The 16,926-nt window shown below is 48.3% G+C and carries 19 protein-coding genes; 4 read left to right on the top strand and 15 right to left on the bottom strand.

Annotated elements, in window-relative coordinates; translation table 11 throughout:
• Positions 1-69 precede the first annotated feature (69 nt).
• The gene (locus BGM27_RS10755; protein WP_007407815.1) at positions 70-1,488 is read left to right on the top strand and encodes an amino acid permease; all 1,419 of its coding nucleotides are present in this window, start codon (positions 70-72) and stop codon (positions 1,486-1,488) included.
• Between the two features lie 39 nt (positions 1,489-1,527).
• Here the strand turns inward: BGM27_RS10755 and BGM27_RS10750 are convergent, their stop codons facing one another.
• From BGM27_RS10750 to BGM27_RS10720, 7 genes are all read right to left on the bottom strand, one after another.
• Positions 1,528-2,829 carry a pyrimidine-nucleoside phosphorylase gene (locus tag BGM27_RS10750; protein ID WP_007407816.1) on the bottom strand — a complete coding sequence of 434 codons (1,302 nt, stop codon included), beginning with the start codon at positions 2,827-2,829 and terminating at the stop codon, positions 1,528-1,530.
• A 27-nt stretch (positions 2,830-2,856) separates the two neighbouring features.
• The gene (locus tag BGM27_RS10745) at positions 2,857-4,038 is read right to left on the bottom strand and encodes a NupC/NupG family nucleoside CNT transporter (protein ID WP_004393280.1); all 1,182 of its coding nucleotides are present in this window, start codon (positions 4,036-4,038) and stop codon (positions 2,857-2,859) included.
• 92 nt (positions 4,039-4,130) lie between these two features.
• On the bottom strand, positions 4,131-4,799 hold the full coding sequence (deoC, locus tag BGM27_RS10740) for a deoxyribose-phosphate aldolase (protein WP_007407817.1): 669 nt from the start codon (positions 4,797-4,799) through the stop codon (positions 4,131-4,133).
• A gap of 90 nt (positions 4,800-4,889) precedes the next feature.
• Entirely contained in the window at positions 4,890-5,831 is a 942-nt protein-coding gene (locus BGM27_RS10735; protein ID WP_007407818.1) for a DNA-binding transcriptional repressor DeoR, read from the bottom strand.
• A gap of 70 nt (positions 5,832-5,901) precedes the next feature.
• Entirely contained in the window at positions 5,902-6,714 is an 813-nt protein-coding gene (gene yidA, locus BGM27_RS10730) for a sugar-phosphatase (protein WP_007407819.1), read from the bottom strand.
• A 68-nt stretch (positions 6,715-6,782) separates the two neighbouring features.
• A complete protein-coding gene (locus BGM27_RS10725) occupies positions 6,783-7,307 on the bottom strand; it encodes a hypothetical protein (RefSeq protein ID WP_007407820.1) in 525 nt (174 codons plus the stop codon).
• Complete coding sequence (locus tag BGM27_RS10720; protein ID WP_007407821.1) at positions 7,297-7,716, bottom strand: lipocalin family protein; 420 nt, start codon at positions 7,714-7,716, stop codon at positions 7,297-7,299. The genes BGM27_RS10725 and BGM27_RS10720 overlap by 11 nt, the downstream gene beginning before the upstream one ends.
• A gap of 110 nt (positions 7,717-7,826) precedes the next feature.
• Here BGM27_RS10720 and BGM27_RS10715 point away from each other — a divergent pair, with 110 nt between their 5' ends.
• Positions 7,827-8,213, top strand: coding sequence for a hypothetical protein (locus BGM27_RS10715; protein WP_007407822.1), 387 nt, complete (start codon positions 7,827-7,829; stop codon positions 8,211-8,213).
• A 160-nt stretch (positions 8,214-8,373) separates the two neighbouring features.
• Positions 8,374-8,736, top strand: a complete 363-nt coding sequence (locus BGM27_RS10710; protein ID WP_007407823.1) for a hypothetical protein — start codon at positions 8,374-8,376, stop codon at positions 8,734-8,736.
• 50 nt (positions 8,737-8,786) lie between these two features.
• On the opposite strand, the gene BGM27_RS10705 is transcribed toward BGM27_RS10710, so the two are convergent.
• The gene (locus BGM27_RS10705; protein ID WP_007407824.1) at positions 8,787-9,179 is read right to left on the bottom strand and encodes a hypothetical protein; all 393 of its coding nucleotides are present in this window, start codon (positions 9,177-9,179) and stop codon (positions 8,787-8,789) included.
• 129 nt (positions 9,180-9,308) lie between these two features.
• Between BGM27_RS10705 and BGM27_RS10700 the strand changes: the two genes are divergently transcribed.
• Positions 9,309-10,271 carry an iron-hydroxamate ABC transporter substrate-binding protein gene (locus BGM27_RS10700; RefSeq protein WP_007407825.1) on the top strand — a complete coding sequence of 321 codons (963 nt, stop codon included), beginning with the start codon at positions 9,309-9,311 and terminating at the stop codon, positions 10,269-10,271.
• A gap of 40 nt (positions 10,272-10,311) precedes the next feature.
• Here BGM27_RS10700 and BGM27_RS10695 read toward each other — a convergent pair whose 3' ends face one another.
• The 7 genes from BGM27_RS10695 to iolI all read right to left on the bottom strand — a co-directional run bounded on the left by BGM27_RS10695 (position 10,312) and on the right by iolI (position 16,921).
• Positions 10,312-10,659, bottom strand: a complete 348-nt coding sequence (locus BGM27_RS10695) for a YxeA family protein (RefSeq protein ID WP_004393256.1) — start codon at positions 10,657-10,659, stop codon at positions 10,312-10,314.
• Positions 10,660-10,672: 13 nt separating this feature from the next.
• Positions 10,673-12,541, bottom strand: a complete 1,869-nt coding sequence (gene yxdM, locus BGM27_RS10690) for an ABC transporter permease YxdM (RefSeq protein ID WP_007407826.1) — start codon at positions 12,539-12,541, stop codon at positions 10,673-10,675.
• Positions 12,516-13,289, bottom strand: a complete 774-nt coding sequence (gene yxdL / locus BGM27_RS10685) for an ABC transporter ATP-binding protein YxdL (RefSeq protein ID WP_020954377.1) — start codon at positions 13,287-13,289, stop codon at positions 12,516-12,518. Before yxdL ends, yxdM begins: the two co-directional genes overlap by 26 nt.
• A gap of 143 nt (positions 13,290-13,432) precedes the next feature.
• Positions 13,433-14,410 (bottom strand): two-component system sensor histidine kinase YxdK, encoded by a 978-nt coding sequence (gene yxdK / locus BGM27_RS10680; RefSeq protein WP_007407828.1) that lies wholly within the window; start codon positions 14,408-14,410, stop codon positions 13,433-13,435.
• The gene (gene yxdJ / locus BGM27_RS10675; protein WP_004393241.1) at positions 14,407-15,096 is read right to left on the bottom strand and encodes a two-component system response regulator YxdJ; all 690 of its coding nucleotides are present in this window, start codon (positions 15,094-15,096) and stop codon (positions 14,407-14,409) included. Before yxdJ ends, yxdK begins: the two co-directional genes overlap by 4 nt.
• A 107-nt stretch (positions 15,097-15,203) precedes the next feature.
• Positions 15,204-16,076: a class II fructose-1,6-bisphosphate aldolase gene (fba, locus tag BGM27_RS10670; protein ID WP_007407831.1), complete on the bottom strand. Its 873-nt coding sequence runs from the start codon at positions 16,074-16,076 to the stop codon at positions 15,204-15,206.
• Between the two features lie 2 nt (positions 16,077-16,078).
• Positions 16,079-16,921 (bottom strand): 2-keto-myo-inositol isomerase, encoded by an 843-nt coding sequence (iolI, locus tag BGM27_RS10665; protein ID WP_007407832.1) that lies wholly within the window; start codon positions 16,919-16,921, stop codon positions 16,079-16,081.
• Positions 16,922-16,926: the final 5 nt, after the last annotated feature.

Raw genomic sequence — 16,926 nt, 5'->3', positions numbered from 1 at the left:
GTCAAATCCGGCACGCGTGCTCTCGGCTGCCGGAAGATTCTCACGCCACGCAAAAAGGGGGAGATCACGATGGATGTTGATCAAGGCGGCAATCAGCTAAAGCGCACGATGAAAAGCAGGCACTTATTTATGATTTCATTGGGAGGGGTCATCGGCACGGGGCTGTTTTTGAGCACAGGGTATACATTGAGCCAGGCCGGGCCGGGCGGGACGATCGCCGCTTACCTGATCGGCGGCTTGATGATGTATCTTGTCATGCAGTGTCTCGGAGAATTGTCAGTAGCCATGCCTGTGACCGGTTCATTTCAAACGTATGCGACAACGTTTATCGGGCCGTCCACGGGCTTTATGGTCGGTATCATGTATTGGGTGAATTGGGTGGTGACGGTAGGATCGGAGTTTACAGCTTCCGGTATCCTTATGCAGCGCTGGTTTCCCCACAGCAGCGTCTGGATGTGGAGCGCGATTTTCGCGGCTCTCCTTTTTGCCGCCAATGCATTCTCCGTTAAATTGTTTGCAGAAACAGAGTTTTGGTTTTCCAGCGTCAAAATCGTTACCATCCTTTTATTTATCATCTTAGGCGGCGCCGCGATGTTCGGTTTGATTTCATTGCACGGTTCGGGTGAAGCTCCGATGCTGTCGAATTTCACCTCGCACGGCGGACTGTTTCCGAACGGCTTTCTTGCGGTTTTCATTGCAATGATTTCCGTAAGCTTTGCCTTTTCAGGGACGGAGCTGATCGGAATTACAGCGGGTGAAACCGCCAATCCGGCAAAAGATATTCCGCGTTCGATCCGAAATGTCGCCTGGAGAACGGTCATCTTTTTTATCGGCGCCATTTTTGTGCTGTCCGGACTGATCTCCTGGAAGGAAGCTGGTGTGATTGAAAGCCCGTTTGTCGCGGTCTTTTCCCAAATCGGTATCCCATACGCCGCAGATATCATGAACTTCGTGATTTTAACGGCTTTGCTTTCGGTCGCCAACTCCGGACTGTATGCTTCCACCCGGATGCTGTGGTCTCTTGCGAATGAAAACATGATCAGCGCCCGGTTCAAAAAAGTCACACCAAAAGGCATTCCGCTGAATGCTCTGCTCGCCAGCATGGCCGTTTCCTGCATATCCTTGATCTCAAGCATCGCCGCCCCGGGCACGGTCTACGTGGTGCTCGTGGCAATAGCCGGATTTGCCGGCGTCGTGGTGTGGATGAGCATCGCCCTGTCTCAGCTGTTATTTCGAAAACATTATGTGAAAAACGGCGGACGCGTCTCGGATCTGACCTTCCGCACACCGTTATACCCTCTCGTTCCGATCGCCGCTGTGATCTTATGTTTCGCTTCATGCGTAGGCCTTGCATTTGATCCTAATCAAAGAATCGCCCTCTTCTGCGGAATTCCTTGTATGATCCTGTGCTATCTCATTCGTTTTTTGAGAAAGAAACAGCCGAAACAATCCGTCCGTGACATTCATTTGGATAAAACCATGCCATAAAAAAAGGCACATACTGATGAGGTATGTGCCTTTCTTCTCTTATTCCGTAATCAGCGTATGAATCAGTTTCGGCGCTTCCGCTTTTTCTGAGATGCGGATGTTGTCATAGACTTTGGCGGTCACGTCTTCAACGTTTTCGCGGTTGGCGTAAAGGGTGACGAGCGGCTCGCCTTTTTCGACGTTGTCACCGACTTTTTTGCGGAGCATAATGCCGACGGCAAGATCGATTTCGTCCTCTTTTGTCGCACGTCCCGCGCCCAACAGCATCGCTGCGACGCCGATTTCGTCAGCGACGATTTCTGAAACGACACCCGCTTCTTTTGCCGGAACGTCAATTTTGTACGCCGCCTGCGGAAGTTTGGACGGATCGTCAACGACAGAAGCGTCTCCTCCCTGATTGCTCAGGAACTCTTTGAACTTTTCAAGCGCTTTGCCGTTTTTCATGACTTCCTGAAGCTTTGTTCTCGCTTCTTCCAATGTCTCAGCTTTTTTCGCCAATACGACCATTTGGCTGCCGAGCGTGAGGACGAGTTCGTTTAAGTCTTCAGGCCCTTCCCCTCTTAATGTATCAATGGCTTCTTGTACTTCCAGGGCATTCCCGATCGCAAAACCGAGCGGCTGCGACATGTCAGAAATCACGGCCATCGTCTGGCGGCCGACGTTGTTTCCGATGCGCACCATTGCTTTGGCGAGGTTCACGGCGTCTTCATCCGTTTTCATAAACGCCCCGGCTCCCGTTTTGACGTCAAGCACGATGGCATCTGCTCCGGCGGCGATTTTTTTACTCATAATTGAGCTTGCGATCAGCGGGATGGAGTTCACCGTACCCGTTACATCACGCAGCGCATACAGCTTTTTATCGGCAGGCGTCAAATTGCCGCTTTGTCCGATGACGGCTACCTTGTCGCGGTTCACAAGCTTGATGAATTCATCTTTTGATAATTCCACGTGGAAGCCTTCGATCGCTTCCAGCTTATCAATGGTTCCCCCCGTATGGCCGAGACCGCGGCCGGACATTTTAGCAACGGGAACGCCGAGCGCCGCGACGAGCGGTGCGAGTACGAGAGTTGTCGTGTCGCCGACCCCGCCCGTAGAGTGCTTGTCGACCTTAATGCCTTCAATGGCGGAGAGATCAATCGTTTCTCCTGAATTCACCATCGCCATTGTCAGATCGGCGCGCTCCTGATCCGTCATATCCTGAAAGTAAATCGCCATAGCCAGCGCGCTTGCCTGATAATCAGGGATGCTTCCGTCCGTGTATCCTTTTACGAAAAATTGAATTTCTTCTGTTGTAAGTTCTTTTCCATTTTGTTTTTTTACAATAAGATCTACCATTCTCATGATCTATCACCTGTCCTTCATTTATGTTCAGTGAATCAATCCGACGATCGCCGCTGTCAGGAAGCTGACGAGCGTTGCGCCGTACAGCAGCTTCAGCCCGAACCGCGCGACGACGTTTCCTTGTTTTTCATGCAGCCCTTTCACCGCACCGGTAATGATTCCGATAGAGGAGAAATTCGCGAATGAGACAAGGAATACAGATACCACTGCCTGTGTATGCGCACTGAAATGGAAATCGCCGGATGAGAGTGTCTGCATCGCCACAAATTCATTCGATACCATTTTCGTCGCCATAATGCTTCCGGCGCTCACCGCTTCATTCCACGGAATACCGGTTAAAAACGCAAACGGCGCGAATACATATCCGAGCAGCGCCTGGAATGTAATGCCGAAGACCGCATTAAAAACGCCGTTGACCAGGGCAATGAGTGCGACAAATCCGATCAGCATCGCCGCTACGACGACGGCGACTCTGAATCCATCCATTATATACTCACCGAGCACTTCAAAAAAGGATTGCTTTTCTTCTTCAGGAACGACGATCAAATCCTCTTCTTTGCTGACAGTGTACGGGTTGATGATAGAAGCGATGATAAATCCGCCGAATAAGTTCAGCACAAGCGCCGTCACGACGTATTCGGGCTTCAGCATCATCATGTAAGAACCGACGATCGACATTGAGACCGTCGACATTGCGGACGCGCAAAGCGTATATAAGCGCTGTTCAGTAAGATAACCGAGCTGTTTTTTCAAACTGATAAAGACTTCTGATTGCCCTAAAATCGCGGATGCGACAGCGTTGTAAGATTCGATTTTCCCCATTCCGTTCACCTTGCTTAACGCAAGACCGATATACTTCGTGATGAAGGGGAGGACCTTCCAATGCTGCAGAATTCCGATTAAAGCGGATATAAAGACGATCGGCAGAAGCACGCTCATGAAGAACGTCGTCTGTTTCGCATTCACAAGCCCGCCGAATACAAAGTTAATCCCTTCTGATGCATATTCCAGCAAGTAGTTAAATCCTTTTGCAAAACCGCCGACAAGAAAATTCCCGATACCGGTGTTGAGGAGAATATAACCGAGAATCAGCTGCAGCACGAGCATGACGGCGATCGGCCGGATTCTGATTCTTTTTTTGCCGTTGCTGGCAAGCCAGGCAAGACCTAAAAACACAATGATTCCGATAATTCCGATGAGATACTTCATATGTGTTCTCCTTTTATTTGTATTCGCTTACAATTTTTTATGCATCAACAAAGAAAGAGGATGGCGGAAGCTTTCGGCTTCCGCACTGCTGATTAATAGTCGCTGCTGCCGCTGTCTCCGCCGCTCACGATAGAGACGCCCGCACTTGCGCCGATCCGGCTCGCGCCCGCAGCGATCATGCTGTCAACATCAGCTTTTGTTCTGATGCCGCCTGATGCTTTGACCCCGATGTCCGGTCCGACTGTTTTTCTCATAAGAGCGATATCTTCAGCCGTTGCCCCGCCTGTAGAAAAACCGGTAGACGTTTTGACGAAATCTGCGCCTGCGGATACCGCCAAGCGGCACGCGCGCTCTTTTTCTTCATCTGTTAAAAGGCATGTTTCGATGATCACTTTGACGAGCGCTTTTTTATCAGATGCTTCAACTACCGCGCGGATATCAGCTTCAACCGCTTCATCATCGCCGTCTTTTAATGCACCGATATTGATGACCATGTCAACCTCAGTTGCCCCTTTTGAGATGGCATCCTTCGTTTCAAATGCTTTTGTTTCCGATGTCGTGGCGCCGAGAGGAAATCCGATAACGGTGCAAACGTCAACTCCAGTGCCTTTCAGTTCCTCCGCTGCGAGTTTGACCCAAGTCGGGTTTACACAAACGGAAGCGAATTTATATTCTTTTGCTTCTTTTATCAGTTGTAAAATATCCGCTTTTTGTGTATGCGGTTTCAAAGCAGTATGGTCTATTTGACTTGCAATTGACATTGTATGCACTTCCTTTTTCCTAGGATACGTTTAGAATAACCGAATTTTGAACATATGTAAATTGGTAATTGAAATTATGTTCATGAATTGTCACAATTCTTGAATGAGTTTTTTGGCCGTATGCTGATCGGTAATCAAAACGTTGGCGTACTTTCCTTTCAGGGCACCGTGAATGGCCTTGCATTTTCTGCTGCCGCCCGCCACCAGAATCGAACGCTCTTTCATTTTCAAGTCGCTGAGCTCGACTCCGATCGTCCTGCCGTTAATGCTGCTGCTGCAAATCCTGCCTTCCTCGTCAAAAAAGCGCGAACAAATATCGCCGACTCCGCGTGCTTTCAGCAATTGTTTCTCTTCTTCCCGGAAATAGCCGAGTCTGAAAAGCAGCGCCTCATCCCGGACGGTTCCGACCGTAAACAGGGCGATATTGGCTTGTCTGCCCATTTCAATGATCCGCTTAATATGTCTGTCCCGCTCGACCATCTGTTTCACATCGGCGCTGTCAAATATAACCGGCAGCGGTAAATACCTCGGCATGGTCTGAAATGCTTCGGCGAACAGCTGAATCGTTTCTGACGAGTACGTATTAACATTGGAATGACTGATGCCGCCTTTCAGCTGCACGACTTCAACGCTCTTTACCTGCTTCGGCTCCATGCGGCTTGCGATCTGGTACATCGTCGTCCCCCAGCTTACGCCGAGTATATCGCCGTCCTTTACGGTTTTATGCATATAGTCTGCGCCATAGCGGCTTAAGTAATGTGTAATGGCCTGGTAATCGTCGCTTGGAGAAAAGACGACGTGCGCCTCAAGCAGCCCGTATTTTTCTTCCAGCTTCGCGCCGAGTTCGTCCAGATCCTCAAACGGGTCCATGACGCGAATTTGAACATACCCTTTTTCCTTTGCGTACTGAAGCAGCCTTGAAACGGTGGGGCGTGACAGATCAAGCCGTTCGGCGATCTGCTGCTGGCTGTAATCTGATTGATAATATAGTTTTGCCGCTTCTATGCTGAGCTGCTGTTTTTCACGATCCATGTCGCGCCTCCCCTCTCCGCTTATCATATCACCAAAACACGCGGTAAAAAAGCACCCTCTGATGGGGTGCCTATTTTTTCAGCACAAGCTCCTGAATCGCATGCGCCACGCCGTGTTCGTTATTTGATTTCGTTTCAAAATCAGCTATCTCCCTTACTTCCGGGATGGCATTGGCCATTGCCACACCGCAGCCGGCCCACTGAATCATGGACATGTCGTTGCCGTTATCGCCGATTGCCATGACGTCTTTCTGTTCAATGCCGAGTTTTTCGGCCAGCAGCTTGACTGCGTGTCCTTTACTGACTTTCGGGTGAAGAATCTCATGGAAGAATGGCGCGCTTTTGACCATTGTGTATGTTTCCTTGAATGATTCCGGAATGGAAGCGATCGCTTTCTCCAGCTTGTCCGGATCGTCAATGAACATGACTTTCGGAATCAGAATATCCTTCGGCACTTCATCGATCGTGCGGAAATGAAGCGGCACTTTCGTAATGTATGATTCGTATACCGTGTATTCACTGATATCCCGGTTCGGCGTGTACAGATTGGCTGTGTCAAAGTAATGCATCGGAGTATCCAGCTGTAAGCTCAGCTCGTAAAGCGACTTCAAATCCTCATAACCTAATGACTGCTCGGCCACGACACCGTTTGTATACGTATTTTGGACGAGTGCGCCGTTATAGGCAATCACAAAGTCGCCTTCTTCCTGTAAGTTCAGCTCTTCCAAATACCGACGCACGCCGCCGATCGGCCGGCCCGTGCACAGGACGATATTGACCCCTTCCGCTTTGGCGGCATCAAGCGCCCCGCGGACTTCAGCCGTCGCTTCATGATGATCGTTTAGTAGTGTTCCGTCCATATCTATTGCGATTAACTTGTACATCCTGCATCTCCTTTGTATCCTTTTCTTCTTATGCTTTCATCATATCGTTTTTTCGTTTCAATGAAAAATCAAACGGACGAGTTTCTCCGCCTTCTCTTCGTAAACCGGGCCTGCCTCCGGATGCGGGGCCGTCTTTTCCCCTTGTCAGCTTGTTCGCCGCCGTCATCTGTTTTCTGCTTCAAGAGCATCAGCCCCGCCGCAAAGAAAGGGACGGCCGCTATGTCCAGAAGGGCAAGCTTTATTCCCATCGCTGCGGGAAAGTATGCCCATAATGAACGGCTGTTCCGCCTGATCATGATATAAGAAACGATTTCCAGCAGGATAAACAGAGCGTTCACCCACAAGTAAATGAGCATTGCCGCAAACAGAAACAGCAGGAGCGTATTCCGCAGCGTGCCGGAAAACAGAAGAGCGCGCATCATATCAAAGAATGAAAAAGACTGCATGCTTCCGTTGACGACATTGGGATTGTAAATGGTAAAACGCCCGAACTGATCAAAAAGCATAAAAAATAACCATAACAGTGAAAACCATTGAATGATATGTACGATGACACCCGTCAAAACGAGTCTGTCGGCAGCCTTATTTCTCATGTGCATCCTCCCCGCCGGTTTTTATTCTTGTCATTGTTTTTGTTTCTCCGTATATCTTCCAAATGAGCGTACCGTTTTTTCCTCTTTTCAACGTGCTTTTGACGGGGTGCGGATGGCCGAGGTATTCAATCTCGATCGTCCCGTCCGTGTTTTGTGAGATCACCTTGTACACATCTGAGGGCATGGCAACCTCGCCGCGGCCTTGAATGACCTGCTTTGTCAGCACGCTGTCTTTCGTAAACGTGACGGTTTCAGATCTGACCCCGTCCATCGGGCCCGGCTTCAGCCCTGCATCCCATGTCCCGTAATAAAAAGGGGTATCGTCTGCTTTCTTTTGCGAGCAGCCTGTTATCATGACGCATCCGAAAACAAGAACCGTCATGATGAAAATCCGTATGTTCCGCAACATGATCACCTTCCTTTGAAGCTTTTTTACGCCTGTAACTTAGGCGGATGCCGTGGCACTGTGCAATTGACTACATAGTGTATAAAGACTTCACTAGATAAGGAGAATGATGAATGAACCCATATCAGTACTACACCCCGCCTGCCTATTTCCCTCAGCAGCAGGAATACGAAGTGAACCGCGTTGAGTATGAGCCGTATCAGCAGCAGGAAAGCTATTATTATGCGCCCCCTCAGTCCGAAGAGCGGCAGCCGACAGGTTTAGAACGGAGAGTCGCCCAGCTTGAAAGACAAAACGCCGAGCAAACGAGAGAGCTCACCCGCCTCTCACAAGAAGACCAGCGCCAAAACCGGGAAATCACGCGTATGAATGAGCAGATCAGACGGCTGAGCCAGTCCATTGAAATCCATACCCGCCGCTTAAACCGTTTGAATCAGCGCCTGCGCGCAGTCGAAAACAGACTCAATATTCCTTTTCACGCTACAGAAGGCGGCTTCTGAGAAAAAGGGCCGGAATACAAAGCTCGACAGGCCATCCCGAGCCTTGTATTCCGCTCTGTACATAACAGGTAAATATTTGAATCCTTTTCTTCCATGAATGCCTCTCCTATTCTTTCACATGATAAATGTGTAAAATCAATCACTCCAGGAGGTCTTCATGATGTATCAAAACCAATACAGCGGAAATCAGCTGCAGCAATGCCGCCAAACAGCACAGCAGCTTATTCAGCAGACACAGCAAAGCAGTCAGCAGTACAAGCAAATGCTCCAGCAGGAACAGCAAAACATTCAAATGCTTCAGCAGATGCTTAACCATGAACAGCATGCCGTTCATACCATTCAGCAAGCGCTGCAGGGGCATGAAGCGGCCATTCAGAAATGCCAGCAAATCGTGAATGTGTGCAATCAGCTTCAGCAGGAAGTAAGCGGACACATGCCTGCACCGATGGCAAACGCTAATGTTTCTTCATTCCCGCAAACACAGCATCACACACCGTTTCAGCAGCATTCATACCAGCAATAGGCCGGTCATGCAAATGACAAAGCGCGAGATACCGGCTTTGTCATTTGTTTTTATCTCTGTTTTGTCAGATCAATGCGATGAGCGGGTTTTCCGCCGAATTTTGCTTCCGCCTCATGCCTTACCGCTTCAAACGCTCTTGCTTCGACGTTTTGTTTAAACACATCAAGCTGTATCAAATAAGCCGCCCGCACTTTCAGCCCGTGGATGATGGAGATGACCCATAAAGGCAGCACGATATACACGCCCGGCGTGCTCGGCAGCACAAAAGCAATTGCTAAAATAATAAAATAGATAAGTCCGTATTTCAGCCATTTTTTGTTCTTAGCCCGGTAGCCGATATAGAAAAAGGCCAAGAAAGCGGTCAGCGCAAACGGCGCAAAAGTCAGCAGCAGCCACCAGCTGTGCAGCACTTCCCACCAAGTCCCTCTTTTCGTAATCAACATTCATTCCTCCTCCTTTACTACTATAACATGGATAATCAAGGAAGGTTTTCTATAAAAAATATAGACGGAATGACGTCTTCCTGCTATATTAATAATGATAATCATTATCACTGAAATAGGGGGATCATTATGAAGAAACAATCATGGCTGATCGGCCTGGCACTTCTGCTTGTTTTCGCATTAAGCGCTTGCAGCGGCGCGAAGGAAAACAACGGATCGGCATCAGGCAAAGGAAAGACAGACATGCGTACATATGAATCAACAAAAGGAAATATTGACATACCCGCACATCCGAAACGGATCGTCACTGACTTTTATGCGGGTGAGCTGCTGTCCGTTGACGCAAATGTCGTCGGGGCGGGCTCATGGACTTTCAAAAATCCGTTTATCAAAAAACAGCTGAAAAACATTACTGACATCGGCAATCCCGTCAATGTGGAGAAAGTGATGCAGCTGAAGCCTGATTTAATCGTGCTGATGAAGGAAGACCAATACGAGAAACTATCGAAAATCGCACCGACGATTGTCATTCCTTTTAACACCGCAAAGAATACGAAAGATACGGTCAGCCTATTCGGCGACATTGCCGGGGCGAAGGATAAAGCCAAAAGCTTTATGGCAGACTTCAACAAAAAAGCCGAAGCGAATCAAAAGCGCCTCAAAAACGTGATCGGCAAAGACGAGACAGTCGGCCTTTATGAAACGACGGATAAAGGCGAGATCTGGGTTTTCAATGACAATTCCGGCCGCGGCGGCCAAGCCGTTTATAACGCGCTCGGATTGAAAGCGCCGGCCAAAATTGAAAAAAACATCATGAAAACAGGCGCCATGAAACAGGTTTCCCAAGAGGTCATCCCTCAATATGCGGCTGATTATATGTTCATTACTGATTACAATCCGAATGGAGAAAGCAAAACATTTGAGCGTCTGAAAGATTCATCCGTTTGGAAAAATCTCGATGCCGTAAAACACAATCGTGTCTTTATCAACGATTTCAACACCTTCTATCCGTATGACCCGATTGCCGTCAGCAAACAGATGGATATCATCACCGACATGCTGATCAAACGGGCTGAAGAAAATAAAAAATAAAAAAAGCGGCACAGTCATGACACTGTGCCGTTTTTCCTGTTCACTTTAATTTTGACTGTACGGAGCCCGGCATATCTTCAAATCTGACTTCTTCCCAGGTCTCGACATACTTTCCTTTCGCCTTCACCTTCAAATACGCGTTCTTCCGAAGGTCTTTCCCGGCGAAAAAGGTCACTTCTTCTTTTTTCCCGGATGCGTTATATCCGTCTAATGTATACTCAGTACCGCCCGGGCTAAGATGTTTGCCATCTCGATCAATCTGTACATAAACATCTTGCTGGTGAATAAACGGATTAAATCTGTCTGTAACATCATTATGAAAAAAGAGAAGTCCGTATATGACGGCAGCGGCCGCCAAGACGGCCAGGATTGCCAATGCTTTTTTCATCTTTGCACTCCCCTTACTTATTCATTTTTTTCAAATAGCTTGACCGCACTGTGAGGAAGAACAGAAGCTGAAAAATGAAAAACCCTCCGATAGTGAAACTGAGCGGCCCCGCTACATCGGAATAGCCTTCCACGGCCAATGTTCTCAAGGCAAACAGCGTATGCATGACGGCAATGACAAATGGGAAGAAGAACAAAATCGCCAATTGTATCGTCACGCTTTGTGCCATTTCACGCTCACTCAGGCCGATTTTGGCCAATGAACGGTAGCGCTCCCTGTCTTCATCTAAATCGGTGAACAGCCTGAAATATAAGAAACTTGCTGCCGCGACAAAGAAGACGATCGCGATAAACAGGCCGATGAATAAACTCAGGCTCGGCAGCTGCACCGTATCATAGTAGGTGCCGGCTTTTGCCATAAAATCAGAATGGACGTCGATATAGTTGCCGTAAATCTCATTTTTCAAGGATTGGCTGATCCCAAGACTGTCTTTCCAATGATCATAGCTGTAGCCGTATAATGACGCTTTCTCACCGAGTGATTTCAGCTGATCAAAGGTTTGATCGTTCACCGCGATGATGGCATTCAATGAGATCAGCGGTTTTTTGACTTCTTTTACCGACAGTTTTTTGTCAGACGGCTTGCCTTTTTGGTTCAGCAGCTTCAGCTGATCCGGCGCTTCGTTTTTGAAATTCCGGTCATACGTGCCCGGGAAATAGACGGCCTCGCCATGTTTCAGGCCGTTTAGATTAACATGGAAGTACTTCGCCGCCTCCGATTCGCTGATCATGTAAACAGGGGGAACAGTTTCTCCTTCCTGATAGCGGACATAGGAAACATTTATTTTGTCTTTCTTATACGTAAAGCCGTGTGTTTTCAGTTCATGGTCAATATCTTTCAAATGAGTCTGTTCTTTTGGATTATTGCTGAAAGATACATACTCCATCTCATAGGCGGACTCTTCCGCCCCGACGGTCGATTTGTACATCGCGAGCACGCCTGTCGCCGTAAACGCTACCGCGGAAATAATGCTGACGATAAAGAACAGGCGGGCGTTGTCTTTTAAACGATAAACAAGATCAGAAACCCAAATGACATTTTTCCCGCGCAGATAAAAGGTTTTCCACTTCTTCAGCGCGCGCAGAATCCAGATGCTGCTTTGGCTGAAAAAGAAATACGTACCGATGACGGTAAGCAGTAAAATGATGAACGGTTGAGTCCCGTGGACATTGCCTTTCAGAACCATGCCGTACCCGCCGCACAGGCAGGCGATGCCGAATATAGACAGAAGCACGGACGGCTTCGGCTCCGGCTTGATCTTGTCAGTGCCCTTTATTAATTTGATCACCGTATTTGATCTGACAAAAAGGATCGTGAACTGCGATAAAAGGAAAAATAAGAGCAGAAATCCGCCGGCCGTAATGCCGAGCGCTTTCCAAGGCATGTACAGAGGCAGCGCGTCCATTTCTAAAATATAAGCGCCGACCGTAAAGAACGTTTTCGAAAAAATGAAGCCTCCGATAATCCCCGCTGCGATCGACATGACGCCGATGATCATGTTTTCCGCCGTAATGAGCTTTCTCAGCTGCACCGGCGTAATACCCTGCATCAGCAGGATGCCGAATTCTTTATTTCTCGATTTCAAAAATGCGTTAACCGAATACAGAACAAATAAGAAAGAAAAAACAAAGATCATCCATTCCGCAGCGGTTAAGCCTTTTCTGGCGATGTTATTCAGGTAGCCTTCCTTTAGTGCCGGATGAAACAGGAACATCGCAAAGGTAAAGAAAATCAAAACGGAAAAAGCGCTGCTTAAAAAGAAAGCAAGATAGGCCCTTTTGTTTCTCGTGACGTTTTTATAAGCGAACTGAAGAAAGGTCATTTGCGTTTCCCCCCAGCATAGACAGCACATCAAGAATCTGCTCATAAAAGACTTGGCGGTTTTCCCCGCGGTAAATCTCATTAAACAGTTCGCCGTCTTTTATAAAGATGACGCGGCGGCAGTAGCTTGCCGCAACCGGATCATGGGTCACCATCAAAGCCGTGATATGATCATCCTGATTCAGGCTCTGCATCGTTTCCATGACGTCTTTTGACGCTTTGGAATCAAGGTTTCCCGTCGGTTCATCGGCCAGAATGAGTGACGGCTTATGAATGACCGCTCTTGCGATGGCGGCCCGCTGGCGCTGTCCGCCGGATACTTCAAACGTCCGTTTGTTGAGCAGGTCTTCAATTCCGAGCTTTGCCGCGATGCAGTGCAGTTTTTCTTCCATGACAGACGGCGCTTCTTTTTCAAGCGTTAACGGCAGCATGATATTTTCACCGATTGTCAGTGTGTCCAGAAGGTTGAAATCCTGAAACACAAATCCGAGCTGCTTGCGGCGGAAATGAGCGAGCTTTGTCCGCTTCAGCCGGTGCGGGTTTTCTCCGTGAATCAGGATATCGCCTGAATCCGGCCGGTCGATCGTTGAAATGATATTCAAAAGCGTTGTTTTTCCGGAGCCGGACGGTCCCATCACCGCCGTGAACCCGCCTTCTTCTATTGAAAACGAAATTTGTTTTAAAGCTTGATAGGACACTTGTCCTTTATAGGTTTTATTTATATGTTTGACTTCAAGCATATTCGCCATGAAAATCCTCCTTATGGTTTTATTCTTGTTGGTCTGGGCTGCTTTCATGTAGTGCCGGGGCATTTAACATAAAAATCCCCTTGACATAAATCCATGTTATCAAGGGGAAACAAAACGAGCTATGTTGTTTTCTTAACGCAGCCTTACATTTTTGTAAGAAATGAAAATCGGACCGATGTCCCTTCACCGGAGGACGAAGTGATGTCCACCGTATGATTAAGCTTGCCCGTAATTTCTTTGACGAGATGAAGGCCGATTCCCGTAGATTCTTGGAAACGCCGTCCGTTTTCGCCGGTGTAATAAGGGTCAAACACCCGCTTGATATCTTGCGAGGGAATGCCGACACCGTAATCTTTGACTTCAAGCACCGTCCTGTCTTCATCGCGGAAGACATTCAGCTCAAGTCTGTCACTCTTGCCTGCCGAATACTTGACCGCATTTGTGACCACTTGGCCGATCGCAAATTTGAGCCATTTCGCATCGGTGTAAATCTGATGATCATCGCGAATATCCATTTTCGGATAGACGCGGTATTGAATAAAAAATCGTTTATAGCTTTGAATGACCGATTGGAGAAGCTCTGATAAGGAAACCGCTTCAACTTTAAAATCCCGCTCAAACAGGTCGAGCCTTGAAGAATAAAGAAGCGTCTCCAGCCCGAATTCAATCTGCCGGACCTCTTTTTTGATTTGTTCAAAGACGGGCTCATCCTCTTCCTGAATGATTAAATTAATGACCGACAGCGGCGTTTTTACTTGGTGCACCCATTGGTTCATATACGTCACCCGCGCGTCAAGCTTGGCTTCGGTCTCATGGAGCTTCTGGTGCTGCATCCGGGTCAGCTCCATCTGCTTTTCATACAGCTCTGAACAAAACACTGAAGAACCGAGATACGGGATGTCCGTCCCTTCCTGCTCCGAGCTGAGCCAATGATACACACCGCGGTCTTTGTACCAGCGATAGGCAAGATATCCCGCCAAAATAAGAAGCTGCACGCCCAATATGTAAAACAGGTGGGCAAAAGAATGAAGACCCGCAAACCAGTAATAAAAGAAAACAAACAGCCCTTGAAGGAGAAAAAGCAGAATCAGCACGGCATGAGACCGGAGAAACAGCTTCATGACAGCGCCCTCAGCTGGTAGCCTTCGCCCCGCACCGATTCAATGGAAACAGGCGCGTTCAGCTCCCGCAATTTTTTTCTGAGCCGCGTGATATACACGTTAAGCGTATTATCATCGACGAAAATATCGGTGTCCCACGTTTTTTCCATGAGCCGGTCTCTTCCCGTCACCTTTTCTCCCCGCTCCAGCAGCACTTCCAAAAGCTTGCTTTCTTTTTTAGAAAGCTCGCTTTTTTCGTCCTGAAAGCGCAGTTCAAACCGTTCCACAAAGAGCTGCACACCGGCATATTCAACCACTTTCTCACCCTGCTTGGCGGCGTACTCTCCGTATGCCCTGCGGATCTGGCTTTTGATTTTCGCCAGCACAATATCGTAGGAAAACGGTTTTTCGATATAATCATCTCCGCCGTTTTCAATCGCCATCACCTGATCCATTTCCCCGCTTCTGGCTGAGATGAAAATGATCGGGCTTGTAGAATGCTGGCGGATCTGGCGGCACCAATAATAGCCGTCATAAGACGGCAGATTGATATCAAGCAGCACCACATCAGGCTTTTCCCGCAAAAAAACATCAAGAACAGCCGTGAAATCCGCAGCGGCCACGGTTTGATATCCGTATTTTTCAAGGTAATTCTGCAATAGTCCGCGAATGTCTTCACTATCTTCCACAATCATGATTTTATTCAAACTGAACCACTCCCGTTTCTTACACTGCTGCCATCATCATAATCGTTTCGGGCGTACGGGCGCAACACCGCACAAAAAAACCGCCACCTTGGCGGTTTCCGTTCTCATCAGCCGACCTGCTGTTTTACAGCTTTACCGGCTGATCCGAACTCTCTCATTTTGCTTCGCACTGTCTCTTCCACGGCTTCAATGCCGGGTGTCATGTAGCCGCGCGGTTCGTACAGATCACCGTTTTTCTGAAACATGCGGCGTGTTTCTTCTGTCCAGGCGACCATACATTCCGTGTTGATATTGATTTTCGCGTGGCCGAGCGTGATGGCTTTTTTGATCTGTTCCTGCGGAATCCCGGATGCTCCGTGAAGAACGAGAGGAATATCAGTCATGCGGGAGATAGCCTCCATTTCTTTAAATCCGAGATTCGGTTCACCTTGATATTTGCCGTGGACGGAGCCGAGGGCGGCGGCCAGCGCGTCGATATTGGTTTCTTTGACGATCCGCTCACATTCGGCGACATCGGCATAGCGGACCCCGCCGACCAGCCCGTCTTCCATACCGCCGACCGTGCCGACTTCTGCTTCTACTGAGGCGCCGTGCTTAGCCGCATAATCGGCGACTTCTTTTGTCATCGCGATGTTCTCATCAATCGGATGATGGGAGCCGTCAATCATCACTGAGCTGAATCCGGCGTCAATGGCCTGTCTGCAGCGTTCCGCACTGCTTCCGTGATCAAGATGGAGCACGACGGGAACGGTAATCGCCATTTCTTCCATTAACGCGCCGACCATGGCGGAAATCGTTTTAAATCCGCCTAAATAGTCGACCAGACGATCGGAAGCCGCGGCGATGACCGGCGATTGCTCCTTTTGCGCCGCTTGCAGAATCGCCTTCGTCCATTGGAGGCCGTTGATATTAAATTGGCCGACTGCATAATGCTCCCGTTTCGCTTCTGCAAGAAGATGTTTCATGGTGACAAAAGCCATGTTCACGCCTCCTTCATGAAGTATTTTGATACGACGGCTTCCGTTGTTTCCTTTGCCGTTTTGATCGTTTCCTCCGCAGTCAGCTTATAATATTCAGGTCTGAACAGCTCTACGGAGACAACATCATTGAATCCGATTTCTTTTAACGCTGACAGATGGGCGTCTAAGTCAATCGCACCCTGTCCAGGCCAGACGCGGTCTTCATCTGTTAAAAAGCCGATCGGAAAGTCTTCTGTATCGTCGATATGATAGATGAAAATTTTCTTTCCGTCCGCCTGCTTCAAGCTCTCAATATTGGAGCCCATCGCGTGGAAATGGAAGCTGTCAAACACCAGTCCGACATTATCGCGGCCGACAGCGTTCACGATGTCATACGCCTGTTCAAATGTATTGACCGTACATTGCGGGTGGCCGACAAATTCAAGGGCAATGTTTACGCCGTACGGCTCCGCGATGTCCGAAAGCTCAGTCAGCACCTCTATGCTGCTCTTTTTGATCTCTTCTTTCAAGATCTTCCGCTCTGTCACAAGCGGCACGGCCACCACATATTTCACGCCGAGCGTCCTGCAGGTTTCCATCATGCTTTTGAATTCCGAAATGATCTCCCTATAGCCCTTCTCATCACGGTTGTTGAAGAAAACCAGTGCGTTCAGGGCAAGCGGTTTAATGTGATGGGTGCGAAAATATTCCGCCAGATCGGCCAGTGAATGGTCTTTTAAGTATTCCGGCAGTTTATCCATTGTGCGGATTTCAATATAATCATAGCCGTGCTTTTCGCACAGTTCTAAATCCTGTTTCAGGTTTGAATTCTCCAGCGTAGTCGCTTCATTAAAGCAAAGTTTCATGTCAG

Origin of the sequence: Bacillus sp. FJAT-27001, assembly GCF_019039175.1 — a bacterium.
GTDB classification, from domain to species: Bacteria; Bacillota; Bacilli; order Bacillales; family Bacillaceae; genus Bacillus; species Bacillus velezensis.
Note: the sequence above shows the minus strand (reverse complement) of the source record. Positions and strands in the feature narration are given on the sequence as shown.

Coding starts and splice junctions, on each gene's coding strand:
- BGM27_RS10755 (WP_007407815.1), top strand. CDS start 70: ATGGATGTTGATCAAGGCGGCAATCAGCTAAAGCGCACGATGAAAAGC.
- BGM27_RS10750 (WP_007407816.1), bottom strand. CDS start 2,829: ATGAGAATGGTAGATCTTATTGTAAAAAAACAAAATGGAAAAGAACTT.
- BGM27_RS10745 (WP_004393280.1), bottom strand. CDS start 4,038: ATGAAGTATCTCATCGGAATTATCGGAATCATTGTGTTTTTAGGTCTT.
- deoC (WP_007407817.1), bottom strand. CDS start 4,799: ATGTCAATTGCAAGTCAAATAGACCATACTGCTTTGAAACCGCATACA.
- BGM27_RS10735 (WP_007407818.1), bottom strand. CDS start 5,831: ATGGATCGTGAAAAACAGCAGCTCAGCATAGAAGCGGCAAAACTATAT.
- yidA (WP_007407819.1), bottom strand. CDS start 6,714: ATGTACAAGTTAATCGCAATAGATATGGACGGAACACTACTAAACGAT.
- BGM27_RS10725 (WP_007407820.1), bottom strand. CDS start 7,307: ATGAGAAATAAGGCTGCCGACAGACTCGTTTTGACGGGTGTCATCGTA.
- BGM27_RS10720 (WP_007407821.1), bottom strand. CDS start 7,716: ATGTTGCGGAACATACGGATTTTCATCATGACGGTTCTTGTTTTCGGA.
- BGM27_RS10715 (WP_007407822.1), top strand. CDS start 7,827: ATGAACCCATATCAGTACTACACCCCGCCTGCCTATTTCCCTCAGCAG.
- BGM27_RS10710 (WP_007407823.1), top strand. CDS start 8,374: ATGTATCAAAACCAATACAGCGGAAATCAGCTGCAGCAATGCCGCCAA.
- BGM27_RS10705 (WP_007407824.1), bottom strand. CDS start 9,179: ATGTTGATTACGAAAAGAGGGACTTGGTGGGAAGTGCTGCACAGCTGG.
- BGM27_RS10700 (WP_007407825.1), top strand. CDS start 9,309: ATGAAGAAACAATCATGGCTGATCGGCCTGGCACTTCTGCTTGTTTTC.
- BGM27_RS10695 (WP_004393256.1), bottom strand. CDS start 10,659: ATGAAAAAAGCATTGGCAATCCTGGCCGTCTTGGCGGCCGCTGCCGTC.
- yxdM (WP_007407826.1), bottom strand. CDS start 12,541: ATGACCTTTCTTCAGTTCGCTTATAAAAACGTCACGAGAAACAAAAGG.
- yxdL (WP_020954377.1), bottom strand. CDS start 13,289: ATGGCGAATATGCTTGAAGTCAAACATATAAATAAAACCTATAAAGGA.
- yxdK (WP_007407828.1), bottom strand. CDS start 14,410: ATGAAGCTGTTTCTCCGGTCTCATGCCGTGCTGATTCTGCTTTTTCTC.
- fba (WP_007407831.1), bottom strand. CDS start 16,076: ATGGCTTTTGTCACCATGAAACATCTTCTTGCAGAAGCGAAACGGGAG.
- iolI (WP_007407832.1), bottom strand. CDS start 16,921: ATGAAACTTTGCTTTAATGAAGCGACTACGCTGGAGAATTCAAACCTG.